This is a genomic window from Agromyces sp. H66 (assembly GCF_004959775.1).
Taxonomy (GTDB): domain Bacteria; phylum Actinomycetota; class Actinomycetes; order Actinomycetales; family Microbacteriaceae; genus Agromyces.
In genome coordinates, this window is the sequence record NZ_SJZG01000002.1 from 215,101 (window position 1) to 232,029 (window position 16,929).

Here is a 16,929-nt window from a genome sequence, read left to right on the forward strand (position 1 = left end):
CTGGACAACGTCGGTGCGACGTGTCACGATCTGGCAGGTGGGCACGAGTTCCGGCGACGAGCAGCACTTGCGAGACCTCGCGCGGTTGCGTCGGGTACGCGACCGCATCGACCGCGAGTACGCACAACCGCTGGACGTCGAGGCGTTGGCGCGCGGCGCCAACATGTCGGCCGGTCACCTGAGCCGCCAGTTCCGGCTCGCGTACGGCACCTCGCCGTACTCCTACCTCATGACGCGGCGCATCGAGCGGGCGATGGCGCTCCTGCGCCGTGGCGACCTGAGCGTCACCGAGGTCTGCTTCACGGTCGGATGCTCGTCGCTCGGCACGTTCAGCACCCGGTTCACCGAACTGGTCGGGGTCCCACCGAGCGTGTACCGCGAGCGGGAGGCGCAGGCCACCGTCGGGATCCCGGCCTGCACCGCGAAACAGGTGACCCGGCCCGTCAGGAATCGAGAAGCGCACGCCGTCGCGCCGCGTTAGCGTGACGGTATGGACCTCACGATTCACCACAGCTTCCTTCCGCACACCGATCCCGATGCCTCGCTCGGGTTCTACCGCGATCTCCTCGGCTTCGAGGTGCGCAACGATGTCGGGTACCAGGGCATGCGCTGGATCACGGTGGCCCCGGCCGACCAGCCCGACACCTCGATCGTGCTGCACCCGCCGATGGCGATGCCCGATCTCACCGAGGACGAGCAGCGCACCATCCTCGAACTGATGGCGAAGGGCAGCTACTTCGGCGTCAACCTCGCCACGGCCGACGTCGACGACACGTTCGCGACGTTGGAGGCCGGCGGTGCCGAGGTGGTGCAGGAGCCGACCGACCAGCCGTACGGGGTGCGTGACTGCGCGTTCCGAGACCCGTCGGGCAACATGATCCGGATCCAGGAGCGCGCCTGAGGATGCACGTCGCCGACAGCCACGACCTGATCCGCGTGCGAGGGGCCCGCGAGAACAACCTCAAGGACGTCAGCGTCGAGATCCCGAAGCGCCGGCTGACGGTGTTCACGGGCGTCTCCGGGTCGGGGAAGAGCTCGCTCGTCTTCGACACCATCGCCGCGGAATCGCAGCGCATGATCAATGAGACCTACAGCGCCTTCGTGCAGGCCTTCATGCCGACGCTCGCGCGCCCCGACGTCGACGTGCTCGACGGGCTGACGACGGCGATCCTCGTGGATCAGGAGCGGATGGGCGCGAACGTGCGGTCCACGGTGGGCACCGCCACCGACGCCAATGCGCTGCTCCGCATCCTGTTCAGCCGACTCGGGCAACCGCACATCGGGTCGCCGCAGGCGTTCTCGTTCAACGTGCCCTCGGCGCGGGGGAGCGGGGCGATCACGGTCGATCGCGGCGGCGAGGAGACCCTCGAACGCACCTTCACGGTGATCGGCGGCATGTGCCCCCGCTGCGAGGGCATGGGAACGGTCTCGAATATCGACGTGCATCAGCTCTACGACGAGAGCAGGTCACTCGCCGAAGGAGCGATCACCGTGCCGGGCTACACCGCCGACGGCTGGTCGACGCGCGTGTACTCGGAATCCGGGTTCTTCGACGCGCACAAGCCCATCCGCGACTACTCCGAGACCGAACTGCACGACCTCCTGCACCGTGAAGCGACCAAGGTGAAGGTCAACGGCATCAACCTCACCTACGAGGGACTCGTGCCCAAGGTGCAGAAGTCGATGCTGTCGAAGGACGTCGACGCGATGCAACCGCACATCCGCGCCTTCGTCGAGCGCGCCGTGACGTTCGCGCCGTGCCCCGAGTGCGGCGGCACCCGGCTCAACGAGGCGGCCCGGGCATCCCGCATCGACGGGATCAACATCGCCGACGCCTGCGCGATGCAGATCAGCGACCTGGCCGAATGGGTCGGCGGACTCGATGAACCGTCCGTGGCGCCACTGCTCGCGTCGCTGCGTCACCTGCTCGGCTCCTTCGTCGAGATCGGCCTCGGCTACCTCTCGCTCGATCGAGCCTCGGGCACCCTCTCCGGCGGCGAGGCGCAGCGCACGAAGATGATCCGGCACCTGGGGTCGTCGCTCACCGACGTCACCTACGTCTTCGACGAGCCGACCGTCGGCCTGCACCCGCACGACATCCAGCGGATGAACCGACTGCTGCTGCAGTTGCGAGACAAGGGCAACACCGTGCTCGTCGTCGAGCACAAGCCCGAGGCGATCGCGATCGCCGACCACGTCGTCGACCTCGGTCCGGGCGCCGGCACGGCCGGGGGAGAGGTGGTGTTCGAAGGCACGGTCGACGGGCTGCGGGCCAGCGCCACCCTGACGGGGCGCCACCTCGACGACCGCGCCGCCGTGAAACCGTCGGTGCGCACCCCCTCCGGTGCCCTCGAGGTGCGGGGGGCCGACGCGAACAACCTGCAGCACGTCGACGTCGACATCCCGCTCGGCGTGCTCGTGGTCGTCACCGGGGTCGCCGGCTCGGGCAAGAGTTCGCTGATCCAGGGCTCCGTCTCGGGCCGCGAGGGCGTGGTGACGGTCGACCAAGGCGCGATCAAGGGGTCGCGTCGCAGCAACCCGGCGACGTACACGGGGTTGCTCGACCCGATCCGCAAGGCGTTCGCGAAGGCCAACGGCGTGAAGCCAGCCCTGTTCAGCGCCAATTCCGAGGGCGCCTGCCCGAACTGCAACGGCGCGGGCGTCATCTACACCGACCTGGGGCCGATGGCGAGCGTCGCCAGCACCTGCGAGGTGTGCGAGGGCAAGCGGTTCGATGCATCCGTGCTGGAATACCGTCTCGGTGGTCGCGACATCAGCGAGGTGCTGATGATGCCCGTGACCGAGGCCGTGGGGTTCTTCGGCGCCGGCGAAGCGCGAACGCCGGCCGCCCACGCGATCCTCCGACGGTTGGCCGACGTCGGGCTCGGGTACCTCGCGATCGGGCAGCCCCTCACGACCCTCTCGGGCGGCGAACGGCAACGACTCAAGCTCGCCACCCGCATGGGCGAGCAGGGCGGCGTGTACATCCTCGATGAGCCGACCACCGGCCTTCACCTCGCCGACGTCGAGCAGCTGCTCGGGCTGCTCGACCGGTTGGTCGACTCGGGCAAGTCGGTCATCGTCATCGAGCACCACCAGGCCGTGACGGCCCACGCCGACTGGATCATCGACCTCGGCCCCGGAGCGGGCCACGACGGCGGCCGGATCGTGTTCGAGGGAACACCGGCCGACCTCGTCGCGGCCCGCTCCACCCTCACGGGCGAGCACCTCGCGGGCTACGTGGGCGGCTGACGAGCACCGACGCCGGTCGCCTGACGATGTCACAGCCGGACATCGCGCGGTGTCCAATGTGCGAACCACCCACGACGAAGGGAAATCGCATGGATGTCGCACTCTGGATCGCCGCTGGACTTCTCGCCCTTGTGGCCCTGGTCAGTGGGAGCAGCAAGGCCTTCGTGCCCAAGGAGAAGCTCAGCGCGGTCCACGGCGGGGAATGGACCGACGACGCCGGCGTGGGCTTCGTCAAGACACTCGGCCTGATCGAGATCTTGGCGGCGGTCGGACTGATCCTGCCCGGTCTCCTCGGCGTCGCGACGTTCATGGTGCCGGTGACCGCCGTGTGCTGGATCGTGCTCATGGTCCTGGCGATCATCACGCATCTCCGCTACGAGGGCGGCGTCAAGTTCGCACTGTTGAACGTGACGTACCTGGCGATCGCCACGTTCATCGCGTGGGGTCGCATCGTCGCCGAGCCCTTCACCGCCTGACCCTTCGTGGTGCCGCGGGCTCGGCCGATTCGGGTCAGAGATTCTGCCCGATGTCCCAGAGCCGGTCGGGCCGGCCATCGATCGCCTCCGACACCGCGAGCGCCTGATCGTCGGAGAGCGAGGCGACATAGTCGATGACTCCTCGCCCCACTCCGAGCGTGAGCACGTCGGATGCCTCGGGGATCGGGATGCCCTCGGGCCTGGCCGCGCGCAACCGGGCGTAGCCGTCGGCGGCGATGTCGACCAGCTCCCTGAGTCGCTGGGGAACGCGGTTCCGGTCGTAGTCGTCGGTGATCCACGCGGCGAGGCCCTTGACGGCCCGCGTCAGCACCCGGCTGAGCCCGCGCTGGTACATCACGATGTCGGCCCGGTCGAGGATGAAGTGGCGGTGCACGAACTTCAGGATCTCGACCTCGTGCCAGGCACGCCGGTCGAGGGTCACGAGTCCCGAGCGCACGACGTCCGCCGGTGCCGGCACCACCGACGTCTGCAGGTGGCCGATCCACCGGTTCGTGAACGACGACAGCGCCCGCTCCGAGGCGATCGACCCGTCGAACGGGGTGGCGAGCAGGCCGTCGACGAGATCGTCGGCGACCACGACGACCGCCTCGGCGAACGCATCGTCGTCGGCGATCCACGGGTCGCTGCGTTCGAGCTTGCGACGGAGCCCGTCGAGCGCGGCCCCCGGCGGCGCCGACCGCAACGCCAGCTCGGCGTCCGGGAGGGCGCCGAGCTCGGCCGCACCCGAGAGCCAGCCGCGGAACTCGCGAGCGACCGCCCCGTGGCTGAGCAGGCCGGCCCGGTAGAAGTCGTCGACGTCGTGGATCGAGTAGGCGATGTCGTCGGCGATGTCCATGATGGAGCACTCGAGCGACTGCTCCATCGGGGGCAGTCCGCGCCGAGCGGCGAAGAGGTCGTCGGCGTCGAGGTCGTACGCCGAGAACTTCACGACCTCGATTCCGCCGTCGGCGCGCCGGAGGCCGCGGGGGAGTCCGTCATCGAACTCGGCGGCGTCGACGAACCGAGTCCACGGGTACTTCGCGACGGCGGTGCGCACCGCTGCCGTGAGGTTCAGCCCGCGCGGCGCGGCCTCGCAGACGTCGAGCGCCGTGATGATGCGATACGTCTGCGCGTTGCCCTCGAAGCCGTCGGCCAGGCCGAGGCTCTCACGAGCGAGACGGTCGAGCACGCGCTCGCCGAGGTGCCCGAACGGCGGGTGCCCGAGGTCGTGGGCGCTCGCCGCCGCCTGAACGACGACCGCGTCGCAGCCGTGCTCGAGCGCGAAATCACGCGCTGGCGACGAGGCATCCGTCAATCCGACCGCGATCGCGCGCGCCACGGCGGTGACCTTGATCGAGTGGGTGAGCCGGTTGTGGATGAGCGGGCCGGCGCCCGGCTGCGCGATCACCTGCGTGACGGCGGAGAGTCGGGAGAAGTACGGGGAGAAGCGGATGCGCTCGAGGTCGAGCCGGAACTGCGAATGCTCGCCCGTCACCTCCACGCTGCTGCGCGGTTCGGCGACCCGTCGGGTGGCGCGTCCCCGGTTCATCCGGTGGCTCCTTCTCGTGGACTTGCGGGCGACGGATGCCGCGACCGCTCGCCTCCCAATCTAGGCCGGGCCGCTCCGATCCGGATGCTCCGAACATCGGGGCGGCCGACGGCGGTTGCGGGTCGAGAACGCGGGGCAAAGCATCGATCCTCGTGCTCGACGACGATCCGCTCCGCCCCGCGATCCGATACTCAGCTGACGGCCTTGCGCACGAGTTCGGTGATCTTCTGCTCCACCGCGGGCGTCCAATTGCGGACGGCGAACGCGACGGGCCACAGGTCGCCGTCGTCGAGGCTCGCCTTGTCCTCGAAGCCGATCGTCGCGTAACGCGTCTTGAACTTGTTGGCCGGCTGGATGAACACCATCATCTTGCCGTCGCCGTTCGCGAAGCCGGGCATGCCGTAGTACGTCTTCGGCGCGAGGTCGGGCGCGACCTCGGTGACCACGCGGTACAGGCCTTCGGCGAGCGCCTTGTCGTCGGGTTCCAGCTGGGCGATGGCGTCGAGCACCGCCTTCTCGCCGGCGGCGCGGTTCTTTCCGGCCTTCTCCTGCTCGCGGAGCTCCTTGGCGCGCTGCTTGACCGCGTCGCGCTCCTCCTTGCTCAGTCCATCGGACGTCCCGGTCTTGGCCATGAGGGTTCTCCTTCTGCAACTCGTCTCGGCGATACCACTGGGTGAGGCATCGGGTTCAGGCTATTCGCCGCATTCGACGTGTGCTTCTTCGATCCTGATCGATGCGACCGCGCTGATCGATGCGACCGTCCTGCAGTCTGATGCGGCTCAGGCGTGCTCGTCGAGCACGGCGCCGATGACGCGGGCGGCCTCCGGGAACCGTTCGGGATCGGGACCCGAGTAGTTGAGCCGGAGATGCGGGCCCGAGGGCTCGGCGGGGAACCACTCGGTGCCCGGGGCGACGATGACCCCGCGGCTCTCGCAGTCGCGGACGAATCTCTCCACGTCGATGCCGTCGGGAAGCCGCACCCACAGGTTCAGCCCACCGAGCGGAGGCCGCTCGACGTGGGCGCCGGGCGCATGCTCTCGCAGGCTGTCGATCATGAGGTCGCGACGCGAGCGGAGCTGGTCGCGCAGTCCGCGCAGGTGACCGCGCCAGCCCGGCTGGGTGACGACATCGAGGGCGGCCGATTGGAGGAGTGCGCTGACGTACATGGACTCGGCCGCGCGGTCGGCGATGATCCGGTCTCTCGCGGGCCCCCGGGCGACGAGGGCTGCGACGCGCAGCGACGGGGAGACGCTCTTGGTCAGGGAGCGCAGGTAGATCACGTGCCCGTCGTCGTCGTGCGCGGCGATCGGGCGCGCGTCGGTGTCGATGGCGAGGTCGTGCGCCCAGTCGTCCTCGATGAGGAACGCTGCGTGTCGTCGCACGACCTCGAGGACGGCGACGCCGCGCTCGGTCGACCATTGCGCGCCCGTGGGGTTGCTGAAGGTGGGCTGGGCGTAGACGGCACGTGCGCCGCTTTGCGCGAACGCCCGCTCGAGGTCGTCGGGATCGGGCCCGTCCGGCCCGGACGGGATCGGCACGAGCACGACGCCGGCCTGGGCCGCGGCAAGGATCGCGCCCCAGTAGGTCGGCGACTCGATGACGAGTGGATGCCCCGGGCCGACGAGGGCGCGGAAGATCGAGCTGAGCCCGCTCTGGCTGCCGGGAAGGATCAGCACGTCGCGGGCGGTCGGCGGTGTGACCCCGACCGGTGCGAGGGCGGCGAGGTCGGTCGCGAACCAGGCCTGCAGGTCGGGAAGACCGGTCGCGGGGGAGCGGGTCATCGCCGCATCGGTGCGCGCGGCGCGGGCGATCGCCGCGCGCACGAGCCGCTCGGGCAACAGGTCGCGGGCCGGGTATCCGGAATGCAGGGCGATCGCGTCGGGTGCGACCGTGCGCTGCGTCGATGAGAGCGCGGCGATCCGGGCGTGCGGCGATCCCAGCACCGCCGTCTGCCACCCGTAGTCGGCCGGCCGGGTGGTGCGCACCGAGCGGACGAACGTGCCCACGCCCGGCCGACTCTCGATGAGGCCGAGCGAGGCGAGTGCGCGCATCGCCTTCTGCACGGTGACCGGGCTCGCACCGTATTCCGCCATCAGCGCGCGGCTGGAGGGCACGCGGGCACCGGGCGGAGCGTGCGCGATCCATTCGCGCACGCCGGCGATGATCCGCCCGGTGCTATCGTTGTTCATGTCAGTACAGAGTAGCGCTATCCAATCCAGCCGAGGAGTGCTATCCGGTCGTGCCGGGCTGTGGTGGGGACTGCTCGGCGTCACCGCCTTCTCGTTCACGATGCCGTTCACGCGCGTCGCGGTCGGGGGACTGTCGCCGCTGTTCATCGGTTCGGCGAGGGCCGTCGTCGCCGCCGTCCTCGCGGTGATCGCCCTGACGTTGACTCGCCAGCACTGGCCGAACGGTCGGCAGTGGGCGCGACTCGCGGTCGTCGCGGGCGGTGTCGTCGTTGGCTTCCCGCTGCTCAGCTCGTACGCGCTGACGACGGCTCCGGCCAGCCACGGCGCCGTCGTGGTCGGGCTCCTGCCCGCCGCCACCGCCGTGGTCGCCGTGATCCGAACCCGGGAGCGACCGACACGCTCGTTCTGGGTGTTCGCAGCGCTGGGCGCTGTCGCCGCGGTCGTGTTCGCCTCGCTCCAGGGCGGGGGACTGGGCCACCTGCACCAGTCCGACCTGCTGTTGTTCGGAGCCGTCGTCTCCGCGGCGATCGGCTACGCGGAGGGCGGTCTGCTCGCACGAGAACTCGGCTCGTGGCAGACCGTCTCCTGGGCGCTCGTGGTCGCCGCGCCGTTGATGATCGCCCTCATGACCGCTTCGGTGCTCGTTGCACCGCCAGCCGCGACACCTGCGGAGTGGTCGGCGTTCGCCTACCTGGCGGTCGTGAGCATGTTCCTCGGGTTCTTCGCCTGGTACCGCGGGCTCGCGATCGGCCCGATGGCCCAGGTCAGCCAGGTCCAGCTCGCGCAACCCGTGATGAGCATCCTGTGGGCGGCGATGATCCTGGGGGAGCAGCTCACCTGGCCGACCGTGCTCGGCGGGGTCGCCGTCATCGTGTGCGCCGGTCTTGCGGTCCGCACTCGGCTCGGCATGACGCGGAGCGCTGAGCGCACGAACGGAGGGCGGCCGGTCAGCGTCGGGCGACCAACAGATCGAGCACCTCGCACTCAGCCTTCCAACCTCCGGGCGCGGGCGGTCAAGTAGTCAAGATCGGGAATCGAGAGGGTTCTCTGGGCGGCCCCTCGGTATTCGTCAATCGCTTCGCCGGTTCGGCCCGCCCGTTCCAGCGGATGCGCATGCACCGAGTGGCCTCGTTCGTCGCGGCGCGCGGCGTGGTACCCGCGTCATCGTGTGGTCGGAGTCGCAGTGGCGTTCTCGCCGCTATCGCCCGCTCGTATTCCGAAGCGATCGCCGCCGGCAGCAATCCCGCTGACGGTCCCTCGCTCATGATCACGTTTCATTCGACCTGATCCGGCAGGAGGATCTCGCGGGCCCTCGAAGGTGTAGACCCGGCTAGTGGCCGCCTTTCGCGAGGTAGTCGGCGGGGTTGTACTGGATGTGGAGCTCGCGGATCTTGTCGCCGCCGAACTCGAAGAACTCGGAGAATCGGACGGTTCCTCCGGGCAGTTCGGCGTCGTACAGTACCGCGGCGCTCGTCGAGGTGACGACGGCCTGCAGGGGAGTGATGCTGTGCGCCGCCTCGATGAAGCCCCGCACGCCGTGTGCGAAGCGGCTCCCGCCCGCGATGCGGCCGGCGATCGGGCCGTCGAACACGAAGTCATCCGTGAGCAACGGCAACGGGGTCGCGCCCGTCAGCGTAGGCGTCGATGCCGGCGCCGAGAATGCCGTAGTAGTGGCTGAGCGTCGGGTGCTCGTCGATTGCGGTGGTCGTAGGCATGACAGCTCCGTTCATGTGATCGGTTGGATGATGCTTGAAATAGTAAAGTACGAGCGTGTCCTTCTCAAGCGTCGGGATACACTTGGTGCATGAGAACGTATGGGCAGTACTGTGCGTTGGCGCGCGGCCTCGATCTGGTCGGCGACCGCTGGACGCTGCTGGTCGTCCGCGAACTGCTGTCGCTCGGGCCCTCCAGATACGCGGATCTGCAGCGCGGACTGCCAGGGATCGCGACGAACCTGTTGGCGAACCGGCTCCGCGAGATGGAGGCCGCCGGCCTCGTGTCGAGGACGGAATTGCCGCGACCCGTGAACGCGACGGTGTTCGCCCTCACAGAGCGCGGTGCCGCGCTCGAGGGCGTGGTCCGCGAGTTCGTCAAGTGGGGCGCCCCGCTGATGTCCCCGCCGGGGCCGGAAGAGGCGTTCCGGGCTCACTGGCTCCTGATCCCATTGCGTGCGCTCTGCCGCGACAACACGCCGAACGCCCCGGCACAGGTCGTGCGAGTCGGCTCCGCCGACGACGGCTGCGACATCGCTGTGGGCACGGGTGTCGTCGAGGTCACCGCGAGCAGCCCGTCGACAATGGTGGACGCGACCGTCGACGGGGATCCTGGCGCGCTGGTCGCCCTGTTCACAGGGCAGATTCCGGTTTCGGCCGCCGATGCTGCCGGGATGATCGCCGGTGACATCGACGCGGTTCGGCGCGTCATCGGCGGAATGCCCGCGCAGATGCCTCCGCCCGCGGGGGCGACGTCGTGATCGGGCTTCGAGTTCGCCGCGAAAACGGCGGATCCCGAAGTCGGGGAGGGGAGATGTCGACGACTCGTCGTCCTTGATCCGGAGCTTATTCTCCGCGAGTATCGACCGCATGACCCGACGCCTCTCTCTGCGGCCTGTGGCGGCCGCCGGATGGTGCCTCGCCCTTCCCGTGGCATCCGTCTTCGTGCTGACCGCATGCACCACGTCACCGTCCGGCGAAGCCGCCGCTGCACCGACGGACCCGACACCGGCCGTGGTGAGCATCGAGATGCCCGACCTGGCGCCGTACCCTGAGCCAGACCCGCCGCTCACCGAGGCGGAGTCGGAGACGAGGCGGCTCGAGGATGCCGACCTGCTGTGGCAAGGGGTGCTCGCGAGCCACCCGAACGCGGTACGACCAGAGGTCGCCTTCGAGGGCCACGTCACCGATGAGAACCGCATCGAGGTGCTGCGCGCGTGCTACGAAGCGGCGGGCCTGCAGATCGACGAGGGCAGGACCTCCGGGAACCCCGATGGGCCGCCCGACGCCATCGGCTGGTCGGGCAGTGGCGAGGCCGACGTGGTTGCCGGGTATGCCTGCGCCGTCGCGCACCCCACGAAGATCACGAATCCGGGACCGAACGATGCCGAGCTGGAGTGGATCTACGACTACCTCACCGACTTCTACGCCCCCTGCCTCGAGGCGAACGGTATCGAGGTGCCCGAGTCGCCCGGGCGCGACAACTGGGTCGAGACGTGGCCCGGATACGTCTGGTTCCCGTCGGCCGGTGACGACGAGCGATTCTGGGAGCCGGAGATGGATGCCGCGTTGCGCGAGGCGTGCCCGGACCCGGACACCTATGTGCGGACGGTGCTGCAGCCGACCGGGTAGGGAGCCGACGGCGCGCAAGAGCACCCTGACAGCCGCCGGATGTCAGGAGGTACTCGCGTGCTCGAGCGGTGACGAGAAGATGCCATCTGCACCGCCGATCGCCGACCGCGGTGCAGATGGCATCATGTCGATTCGGCGGGCACGATAGGTGCGCCGATAATGTGCATTATGTCGGTTTACGGGAACCAGGGCGATCGCGCCGCCCTCCCCGTCCGCGGCCAGTGGGATGCCTCGGCCCGCCCCCGGCCGGCGCCACGCGTGCGTGCGATCGGGCCCCGGCCCCTCGGCCGGCACGGCGAAGGCCCGTCACGTCACGCGCTCCGGCGCCGGATCCGGATGAAACCTGAACGTTTCCTGAGTCTGCTGCGATCACGCTCCACCGATCCCGTCACGTGAATCGAGCCGATCATATCGAGCCGATCATTCCGTTCCGGCCGGCCCCAGCTGGTCTCGACGGCGGGTCAGGTAGGCGGTTTCGCCGACATTGCCCGCCAGCTCGATGGCCCTGTCGTATGCCGCGCGCGCCTCCCGGCTGCGACCCAGCCGGCGCAGCAGGTCGGCGCGGGTGGCGTGGTAGGCGTGATAGCCGGACAACTCCCCCTCGAGGCGGTCGACGTCCGCCAGGGCCACCTCGGGTCCGTCGATCTCGGCGACGGCGATGGCGCGGTTGAGCGCCACGATCGGCGAAGGGTCGAGACGCACGAGCTGGTCGTAGAGGGCGACGACCTGTGCCCAATCGGTGTCGCGGATGTCGCGGGCGGAGGTGTGCACGGCGTTGATCGCTGCGAGGATCTGGTAGCGGCCCGGGGCCACGCCCGTGGCCAGGCGGTCGCGCACGAGCTGATGCCCCTCGGCGATGAGCGCCGCGTCCCAGGCTCCACGGTCCTGTTCGTCGAGGGACACCAGCTCGCCGCCGGCCGAGACCCGGGCGGTCCGGCGGGCCTCCGTGAGGAGCATGAGCGCCAGCAACCCGGCGACCTCGCCGTCCTCCGGCAGGAGCGCACGGATCAGGCGGGCGAGCCGGATCGCCTCGGCCGTCAGGTCATCGCGAACGGGATCGGTTTCGGGGCCGGTCGCCAGGTAGCCCTCGTTGAACACGAGGTAGAGCACGGCGAGGACGCCGGAGACGCGTGACGGGAGTTCCTCGGCGGACGGCACCCGATACGGGATGCGAGCCGCCGCGATCTTGGCCTTCGCACGGGTGATCCGCCGTCCCATGGTGCTCTCCTGCACCAGGAAGGCCCGAGCGATCTCGGGCACGGTGAGGCCGCCGACCATGCGCAGCGTCAGCGCCACCCTGGCCTCCATCGCGAGCGCCGGGTGACAGCAGGTGAAGATCAGCCGGAGGCGGTCGTCGTCGATGGCGCCGAGAGGCTCGGGCGGGTCGTCGTCGTACAAGATCCGCGCCTCCCTGTGCTTGTCGTGGCGCCTGCGCTCGCGACGGATCCGGTCGATGGCCTTGCGGTTGGCGGTGGTGGTCAGCCAGCCGCCGGGGTTGGCGGGAACGCCGTCGGCCGGCCACCGCTCGACGGCGACCGCGAACGCCTCCGCCGCCGCCTCCTCGGCGACGTCGAGGTCACCGAATCGCCTGGTGAGGGAGGCGACCACCCGCGCCCACTCCTCGCGGTGGGCCCTGGTGATCGCCGCCCGGATGTCGCTCACTCGGGCACGTCCAGGAACGGCCGCACCTCGACCTTCCGATTGCAGGCCTTCGACCCCGCGGCGGCGAGCTCGAGCGCCACATCGAGGTCGGGGGCCTCGATGATCCAGAATCCGGCGAGGTACTCCTTCGACTCCAGGAAGGGACCGTCGGTGAACATCGCCGGTTCGCCTCGGTTGTCGACGACGGTCGCCGTGTCGGGAAACCCGAGGCCGCCGGCGAAGACCCAGTGGCCCTCGGCCTGGAGCCGCTCGTTGAACGCGTCGATGGCCGCCATCTCGTCGTCGGGGGCGAGCTCGAGCTTGTCGTGGATCACGGAAACCAGGTACTGCATCTCGAATCATCTCCTGTGCTCGGGGCCGCCCATAGTGGGTGGCCGCTCACCCCTGCTACGAACACCGCTCCCCCAATCCGACACCGTCTCACCGGTCTGTCACAAGTCGCGGTCGAGCACGTCGAGGTAATGCTGGTTGAACATGACGCCGAGCACGTTCCCGAAGGGATCCACGACGGAGGCGGTCACGAAGCCGGGCCCGCGCTCGATCGGCGGCTGATGGCTCGTCGCGCCGAGCTCGAGCAGCCGGTCGTAGGAGCCCTGCAGGTCGTCGACGTGCCAGTAGATGATCTCGCCTCCCGGCCGCTCCGGCGCGGCCGGCCGGTACGCCGCGTCGATGATGCCCAGCTCGTGCCCGTAGTCCCCCACCCGGAACTCGACGTAGCCGGGGCGCTCGAAGTACGGCTCGATGCCGAGCACCTCCGAATACCAGGCGGATGCCGCGGCGAGATCGGCGGCGTAGTAGCTGACGGTGGCGAATCCCCTGAGCATGTCGTGCTCCTCCGGTGGTCGGTTGATCTGGTGCATCCAGTCTCGAACGCAGAAGTGCTCACCATGTGACCACTTTTCCGGCGAGAATCGAGGTATGCGCGCAGACCGTCTCGTCGCCACCCTCCTGACCCTGCAGGCACGGGGGCGCGTGACCGCCGCCCAGCTCGCCGACGAGCTCGAGGTGTCGGTCGCGACCGCCCGCCGCGACCTCGAGGCCCTCTCCGCGGCCGGCATCCCCGTGTACCCGCAGCCGGGCCGCGGCGGCGGATGGCAACTCCTCGGCGGCGCCCGCACCGACCTCAGCGGACTCACGGCCGCCGAGGCGCGCGCGTTGTTCCTGCTCGTCGGGCCCGCGGCATCCGTCGACCCCGACGCGAAGGCGGCATTGCGCAAGCTCGTGCGCGCGCTGCCCGAGACCTTCCGGGCGGATGCCGCGTCCGCCGCCGAGGCGATCGTCATCGATCCCGACGACTGGGGTCGCCGGCCGACCGAGCGCCCCGCACTCCTCCCCGTGCTCGAGTCCGCCGTCGTGGCGCGCCGGCGCGTGCGTCTCCGCTACGCCGCGTGGAATCGCGAGCCGGTCGAGCGGCTCGTCGACCCCTGGGGCCTCGCACGCAAGCAGGAGCACTGGTATCTGCTGGGTGCGGTCAGCGGAGCGGAGCGCACCTACCGCGTCGATCGGATCCTCGACGTGGCGGTGACCGACGACGCGGCCGAGCGCCCCGACGGCCTCGACCTCGCCGATGTGTGGGAGCGAGTCACGAACGCGGTGAACGCGCAGCGCGCGTCCGCGACGGCCCTGATCGTGGTCGATGCGGGGATCGTGCCGCTGCTCACCACCCAGTTCGGGCAGCGAGCCGTCGGGGAGGAGTCCGTCGACCCCGTTCGCTCGAGGGTGCGCGTGACCGCGCCGACCGAGCAGCTGCTCGCACGCGGACTCGCCGGGTGGGCCGAGTTCATCGAGGTGCTCGAGCCGGCCGCGGTGCGCGACGAACTCCGCCGCCTCGGCGAGGCACTCGTGCGTCGGAACGGGTGACGGTCAGCCCGAACTGCGCTGCACGAACTTCTCGAGCCGGCGCCCGCTCGCGGGCATGCCGAGCTCGTTGAGGGGTCCCGTCGTCGGCTCGTGCTCGGGCAGCCGCTCGTCGGTCGGGCAGACGAGCACGGTGTTGGGCGTGGAGTGGTCGACCACGTGCTCGAACATGGGATGCCCGCAGATCGGGCATGCGCGCTCATCGAGCGGCGTGGTGTCCTCGTCGCGGCCGTCCGAGATCGGCGGTGGCCCGAACACGGGCATCAGGGCCCGGTCGACGCGATCGAAGAATCGTGTGAACGTGTTGCCCTCAGGCGGGCTCGCCCCTTCGCGTGCCATGGTGCCGATGGTACGCCCGCTCCCCCGGGCACGCCAGAGCAACCGTCCGCCATAGGCTGGGGATCATGCACCCGGATCCCGCCTCCCGCCCCGTCACGATCGTCACCGGCGCGAGCCGCGGCATCGGTCGCGCCATCGCCGAGCGCCTCGCGGCCGACGGGCACGACCTGGCGCTCACCTACCGCGATCGCGGAACGGATGCCGCAGCCGCCGTGCGTGCGTGCGAGGCATCCGGTGCCCGGGTGCTGCTGCTCCGGGTGGACCTCGCCGACCTCGAGCAGGCCGAGTCGGTGGTCCCGGCGGCGATCGCGGAGTTCGGCACGGTAACCGGGCTCGTCAACAACGCCGGCATCACCGGTCGGATCGGCGGCTTCCTCGACGTCTCGATCCACGAGGCCGAGCTCCTCTTCCGGGTCAACGTGCTCGCGCCCATCGTGCTCACGCAGGCGGCGATCGCGCACATGGCCACCGACCGCGGCGGCGCCGGCGGATGCATCGTCAACATCTCCTCGGGTGCGGCCACGTCGGGCGCCCCGAACACCTACATCCCCTACGCGATGAGCAAGGCCGCCCTGAACGCCCTCACCACCGGCGCCTCCAGGGAGTTCGGACCGGTCGGCGTGCGCGTGAACACGGTCTCCCCCGGGACGACGCGCACTGAGATCCACGCCGCGGCGGGCCGCCCGAACGCGCCCGACGAGCGCGCCCCGAACATCCCCATGCGCCGACCCGGCGAGGTGCACGAGATCGCCGGCGCGGTCGCGTACCTGTTCTCGTCGGATGCCTCGTACACGTCGGGTGCCGACATCCGCGTCGCGGGCGGCAAGTAGACCCGGCACGCGGCCCCGCCCCCGCCGACTCGTGCGGCGGGCGATCAGTGCTCGCCGAACCCCGACTCCGCCAGCGCGGCGATCGCGTCGACGGCTTCGCGCCCGTCGGGGTCGTCACTCGCGATCTCGATCGTCGCACCCTTCGTGAGCCCGAGCGACATGATGCCGAGCAGGCTCTTCGCATCGGTGCCGTTCACGGTGACCCGGGGCCCGAACGTGCTCGCGAGCTTCACGAGTTCGGCGGCCGGACGGGCGTGCAGGCCGTCGGCGTTGATGAGCGTGACGCGGCGGGCGTGGGAGCCCGCGGCCGTCGCCTCGGCGCGCGAGGCGGCGTCGGATGCCTCGGCGGCACCGGTCTCGGTCGCACTCGCGCCGGCGGCCGATCCCCGAGCGGTCTCCGCGGCGGCGACCACGTGCTCGAGGTCGTCGCCGGCCTCCGCCGCCACCGCTGCGGCCACGCCGCCCTCGACGAGCGGCGCGTCGACGATGCGCACCCGGCCGCGCGTCTCGTCGTCGAGGAAGTCGAGCGCGGTCTCGGCGGTGAGGATCGCCGAACCCAGGTCGCAGAGGATGACCACGCCGGCACCGGCGTCCGCCTCGACGATGCCGGCGCTCACGAGGTCGAAGCTCGTGCCGATCCGCCCGTCATCGGTCCCGCCGGCGGCGACCAGCGTCGCCGATGGCGCCATCTGCCGGGCGAGTTCGACCAGCCCCTCCGCGATGCGCGCGGAGTGCGACACGAACACCACGCCGACTCGGTCGGATGCCGCCACCTCAGGCCCCCGCGGCGGCGGATGCCGCGTCCGCGGCGGCCCGCAGCAGCAGGGCCGATGACTGTGCTCCCGGATCGCGGTGACCCGCCGAGCGTTCGCCGAGGTAGCTCGCCCGCCCCTTTCGGGCGACGAGCGGAATCGTCGCGTCGGAACCCGCCGCCGCGGCATCCGCCGCCGCGTCGAGCACGGACGCGACATCCGACCCGTTCGACGCGGCGGCCTCGGCGGCCTCGACCGCCGGCGTCCACGCGTCGACCATGGTCTTGTCGCCCGACTCCGCCTTGCCGCGCAGCACGATGCCGTCGCGCGCGGCGGTGAGGACCGCGGCGATCGCCCGACCGTCGAGCGAGGTCGCCGAGCCGGCGACCCCGGCGCCCTTCAGGTAGGCGGTGCCGTACAGCGGCCCGGCCGCGCCGCCGACCGTGGAGATGAGCGTCGTCGCCACGAGCTTCAGGACGTCGCCGGGCGTCGACCCGGCGGGAAGGTCGTCGAGCTTCGGAAGCACGGCCTGGAAACCGCGATCCATGTTCTCGCCGTGGTCGCCGTCGCCGATCTCGCGGTCGAGCTTGATCAGTTCGAGACGGTGCTCGGCGATGACGTCCGCGCTTCGCCTGACCCAATCCACCGCCCAGGTGATGTCCAGCCCCACAGGTCCCCC

Annotated in this window: 19 protein-coding genes; 9 read left to right on the top strand and 10 right to left on the bottom strand. The window is 70.4% G+C overall.

Translation table 11 applies throughout. The features are described 5' to 3' along the window. Window positions 1–37 precede the first annotated feature (37 nt). From EZM51_RS04310 to EZM51_RS04325, 4 genes are all read left to right on the top strand, one after another. Window positions 38–481 carry a helix-turn-helix transcriptional regulator gene (locus EZM51_RS04310; protein ID WP_136707009.1) on the top strand — a complete coding sequence of 148 codons (444 nt, stop codon included), beginning with the start codon at window positions 38–40 and terminating at the stop codon, window positions 479–481. A 9-nt stretch (window positions 482–490) separates the two neighbouring features. Further along, the gene (locus EZM51_RS04315; protein WP_136707010.1) at window positions 491–901 is read left to right on the top strand and encodes a VOC family protein; all 411 of its coding nucleotides are present in this window, start codon (window positions 491–493) and stop codon (window positions 899–901) included. 2 nt (window positions 902–903) lie between these two features. Further along, on the top strand, window positions 904–3,252 hold the full coding sequence (locus EZM51_RS04320; protein ID WP_136707011.1) for an excinuclease ABC subunit UvrA: 2,349 nt from the start codon (window positions 904–906) through the stop codon (window positions 3,250–3,252). 89 nt (window positions 3,253–3,341) lie between these two features. Then, window positions 3,342–3,728, top strand: coding sequence for a DoxX family protein (locus EZM51_RS04325; RefSeq protein ID WP_136707012.1), 387 nt, complete (start codon window positions 3,342–3,344; stop codon window positions 3,726–3,728). A 34-nt stretch (window positions 3,729–3,762) separates the two neighbouring features. Here EZM51_RS04325 and dgt read toward each other — a convergent pair whose 3' ends face one another. The 3 genes from dgt to EZM51_RS04340 all read right to left on the bottom strand — a co-directional run bounded on the left by dgt (window position 3,763) and on the right by EZM51_RS04340 (window position 7,466). After that, complete coding sequence (dgt, locus tag EZM51_RS04330) at window positions 3,763–5,277, bottom strand: dGTP triphosphohydrolase (RefSeq protein WP_136707013.1); 1,515 nt, start codon at window positions 5,275–5,277, stop codon at window positions 3,763–3,765. Between the two features lie 191 nt (window positions 5,278–5,468). Then, window positions 5,469–5,909, bottom strand: a complete 441-nt coding sequence (locus EZM51_RS04335) for a hypothetical protein (protein ID WP_136707014.1) — start codon at window positions 5,907–5,909, stop codon at window positions 5,469–5,471. Between the two features lie 147 nt (window positions 5,910–6,056). After that, window positions 6,057–7,466 carry a PLP-dependent aminotransferase family protein gene (locus EZM51_RS04340; RefSeq protein WP_136707015.1) on the bottom strand — a complete coding sequence of 470 codons (1,410 nt, stop codon included), beginning with the start codon at window positions 7,464–7,466 and terminating at the stop codon, window positions 6,057–6,059. Between EZM51_RS04340 and EZM51_RS04345 the strand changes: the two genes are divergently transcribed. After that, the gene (locus tag EZM51_RS04345) at window positions 7,465–8,487 is read left to right on the top strand and encodes a DMT family transporter (RefSeq protein WP_136707016.1); all 1,023 of its coding nucleotides are present in this window, start codon (window positions 7,465–7,467) and stop codon (window positions 8,485–8,487) included. The two genes, EZM51_RS04340 and EZM51_RS04345, sit on opposite strands and share 2 nt — an antisense overlap. Before the next feature lie 309 nt (window positions 8,488–8,796). Here the strand turns inward: EZM51_RS04345 and EZM51_RS04350 are convergent, their stop codons facing one another. Continuing rightward, complete coding sequence (locus EZM51_RS04350) at window positions 8,797–9,057, bottom strand: hypothetical protein (protein WP_136707017.1); 261 nt, start codon at window positions 9,055–9,057, stop codon at window positions 8,797–8,799. 240 nt (window positions 9,058–9,297) lie between these two features. Between EZM51_RS04350 and EZM51_RS04355 the strand changes: the two genes are divergently transcribed. Continuing rightward, window positions 9,298–9,939, top strand: coding sequence for a helix-turn-helix domain-containing protein (locus EZM51_RS04355; RefSeq protein WP_211195811.1), 642 nt, complete (start codon window positions 9,298–9,300; stop codon window positions 9,937–9,939). A gap of 109 nt (window positions 9,940–10,048) precedes the next feature. After that, window positions 10,049–10,810: a hypothetical protein gene (locus tag EZM51_RS04360; RefSeq protein ID WP_136707019.1), complete on the top strand. Its 762-nt coding sequence runs from the start codon at window positions 10,049–10,051 to the stop codon at window positions 10,808–10,810. A gap of 420 nt (window positions 10,811–11,230) precedes the next feature. Here EZM51_RS04360 and EZM51_RS04365 read toward each other — a convergent pair whose 3' ends face one another. The 3 genes from EZM51_RS04365 to EZM51_RS04375 form a co-directional block, all read right to left on the bottom strand. Continuing rightward, the gene (locus EZM51_RS04365; protein ID WP_136707020.1) at window positions 11,231–12,472 is read right to left on the bottom strand and encodes a DUF6596 domain-containing protein; all 1,242 of its coding nucleotides are present in this window, start codon (window positions 12,470–12,472) and stop codon (window positions 11,231–11,233) included. Continuing rightward, entirely contained in the window at window positions 12,469–12,804 is a 336-nt protein-coding gene (locus tag EZM51_RS04370) for a YciI family protein (protein ID WP_136707021.1), read from the bottom strand. The genes EZM51_RS04365 and EZM51_RS04370 overlap by 4 nt, the downstream gene beginning before the upstream one ends. Window positions 12,805–12,903: 99 nt before the next feature. Next, on the bottom strand, window positions 12,904–13,296 hold the full coding sequence (locus tag EZM51_RS04375; RefSeq protein ID WP_136707022.1) for a VOC family protein: 393 nt from the start codon (window positions 13,294–13,296) through the stop codon (window positions 12,904–12,906). A 94-nt stretch (window positions 13,297–13,390) separates the two neighbouring features. Here EZM51_RS04375 and EZM51_RS04380 point away from each other — a divergent pair, with 94 nt between their 5' ends. Next, window positions 13,391–14,332, top strand: a complete 942-nt coding sequence (locus EZM51_RS04380; RefSeq protein WP_136707023.1) for a WYL domain-containing protein — start codon at window positions 13,391–13,393, stop codon at window positions 14,330–14,332. A gap of 3 nt (window positions 14,333–14,335) precedes the next feature. Here EZM51_RS04380 and EZM51_RS04385 read toward each other — a convergent pair whose 3' ends face one another. Continuing rightward, window positions 14,336–14,668: a hypothetical protein gene (locus EZM51_RS04385; RefSeq protein ID WP_136707024.1), complete on the bottom strand. Its 333-nt coding sequence runs from the start codon at window positions 14,666–14,668 to the stop codon at window positions 14,336–14,338. A gap of 65 nt (window positions 14,669–14,733) precedes the next feature. Between EZM51_RS04385 and EZM51_RS04390 the strand changes: the two genes are divergently transcribed. Further along, on the top strand, window positions 14,734–15,498 hold the full coding sequence (locus EZM51_RS04390) for an SDR family oxidoreductase (protein WP_136707025.1): 765 nt from the start codon (window positions 14,734–14,736) through the stop codon (window positions 15,496–15,498). 44 nt (window positions 15,499–15,542) lie between these two features. On the opposite strand, the gene dhaM is transcribed toward EZM51_RS04390, so the two are convergent. Continuing rightward, window positions 15,543–16,271 (bottom strand): dihydroxyacetone kinase phosphoryl donor subunit DhaM, encoded by a 729-nt coding sequence (gene dhaM, locus EZM51_RS04395; protein ID WP_248305462.1) that lies wholly within the window; start codon window positions 16,269–16,271, stop codon window positions 15,543–15,545. A gap of 1 nt (window position 16,272) precedes the next feature. Continuing rightward, window positions 16,273–16,920, bottom strand: a complete 648-nt coding sequence (dhaL, locus tag EZM51_RS04400) for a dihydroxyacetone kinase subunit DhaL (RefSeq protein ID WP_136707026.1) — start codon at window positions 16,918–16,920, stop codon at window positions 16,273–16,275. Window positions 16,921–16,929: the final 9 nt, after the last annotated feature.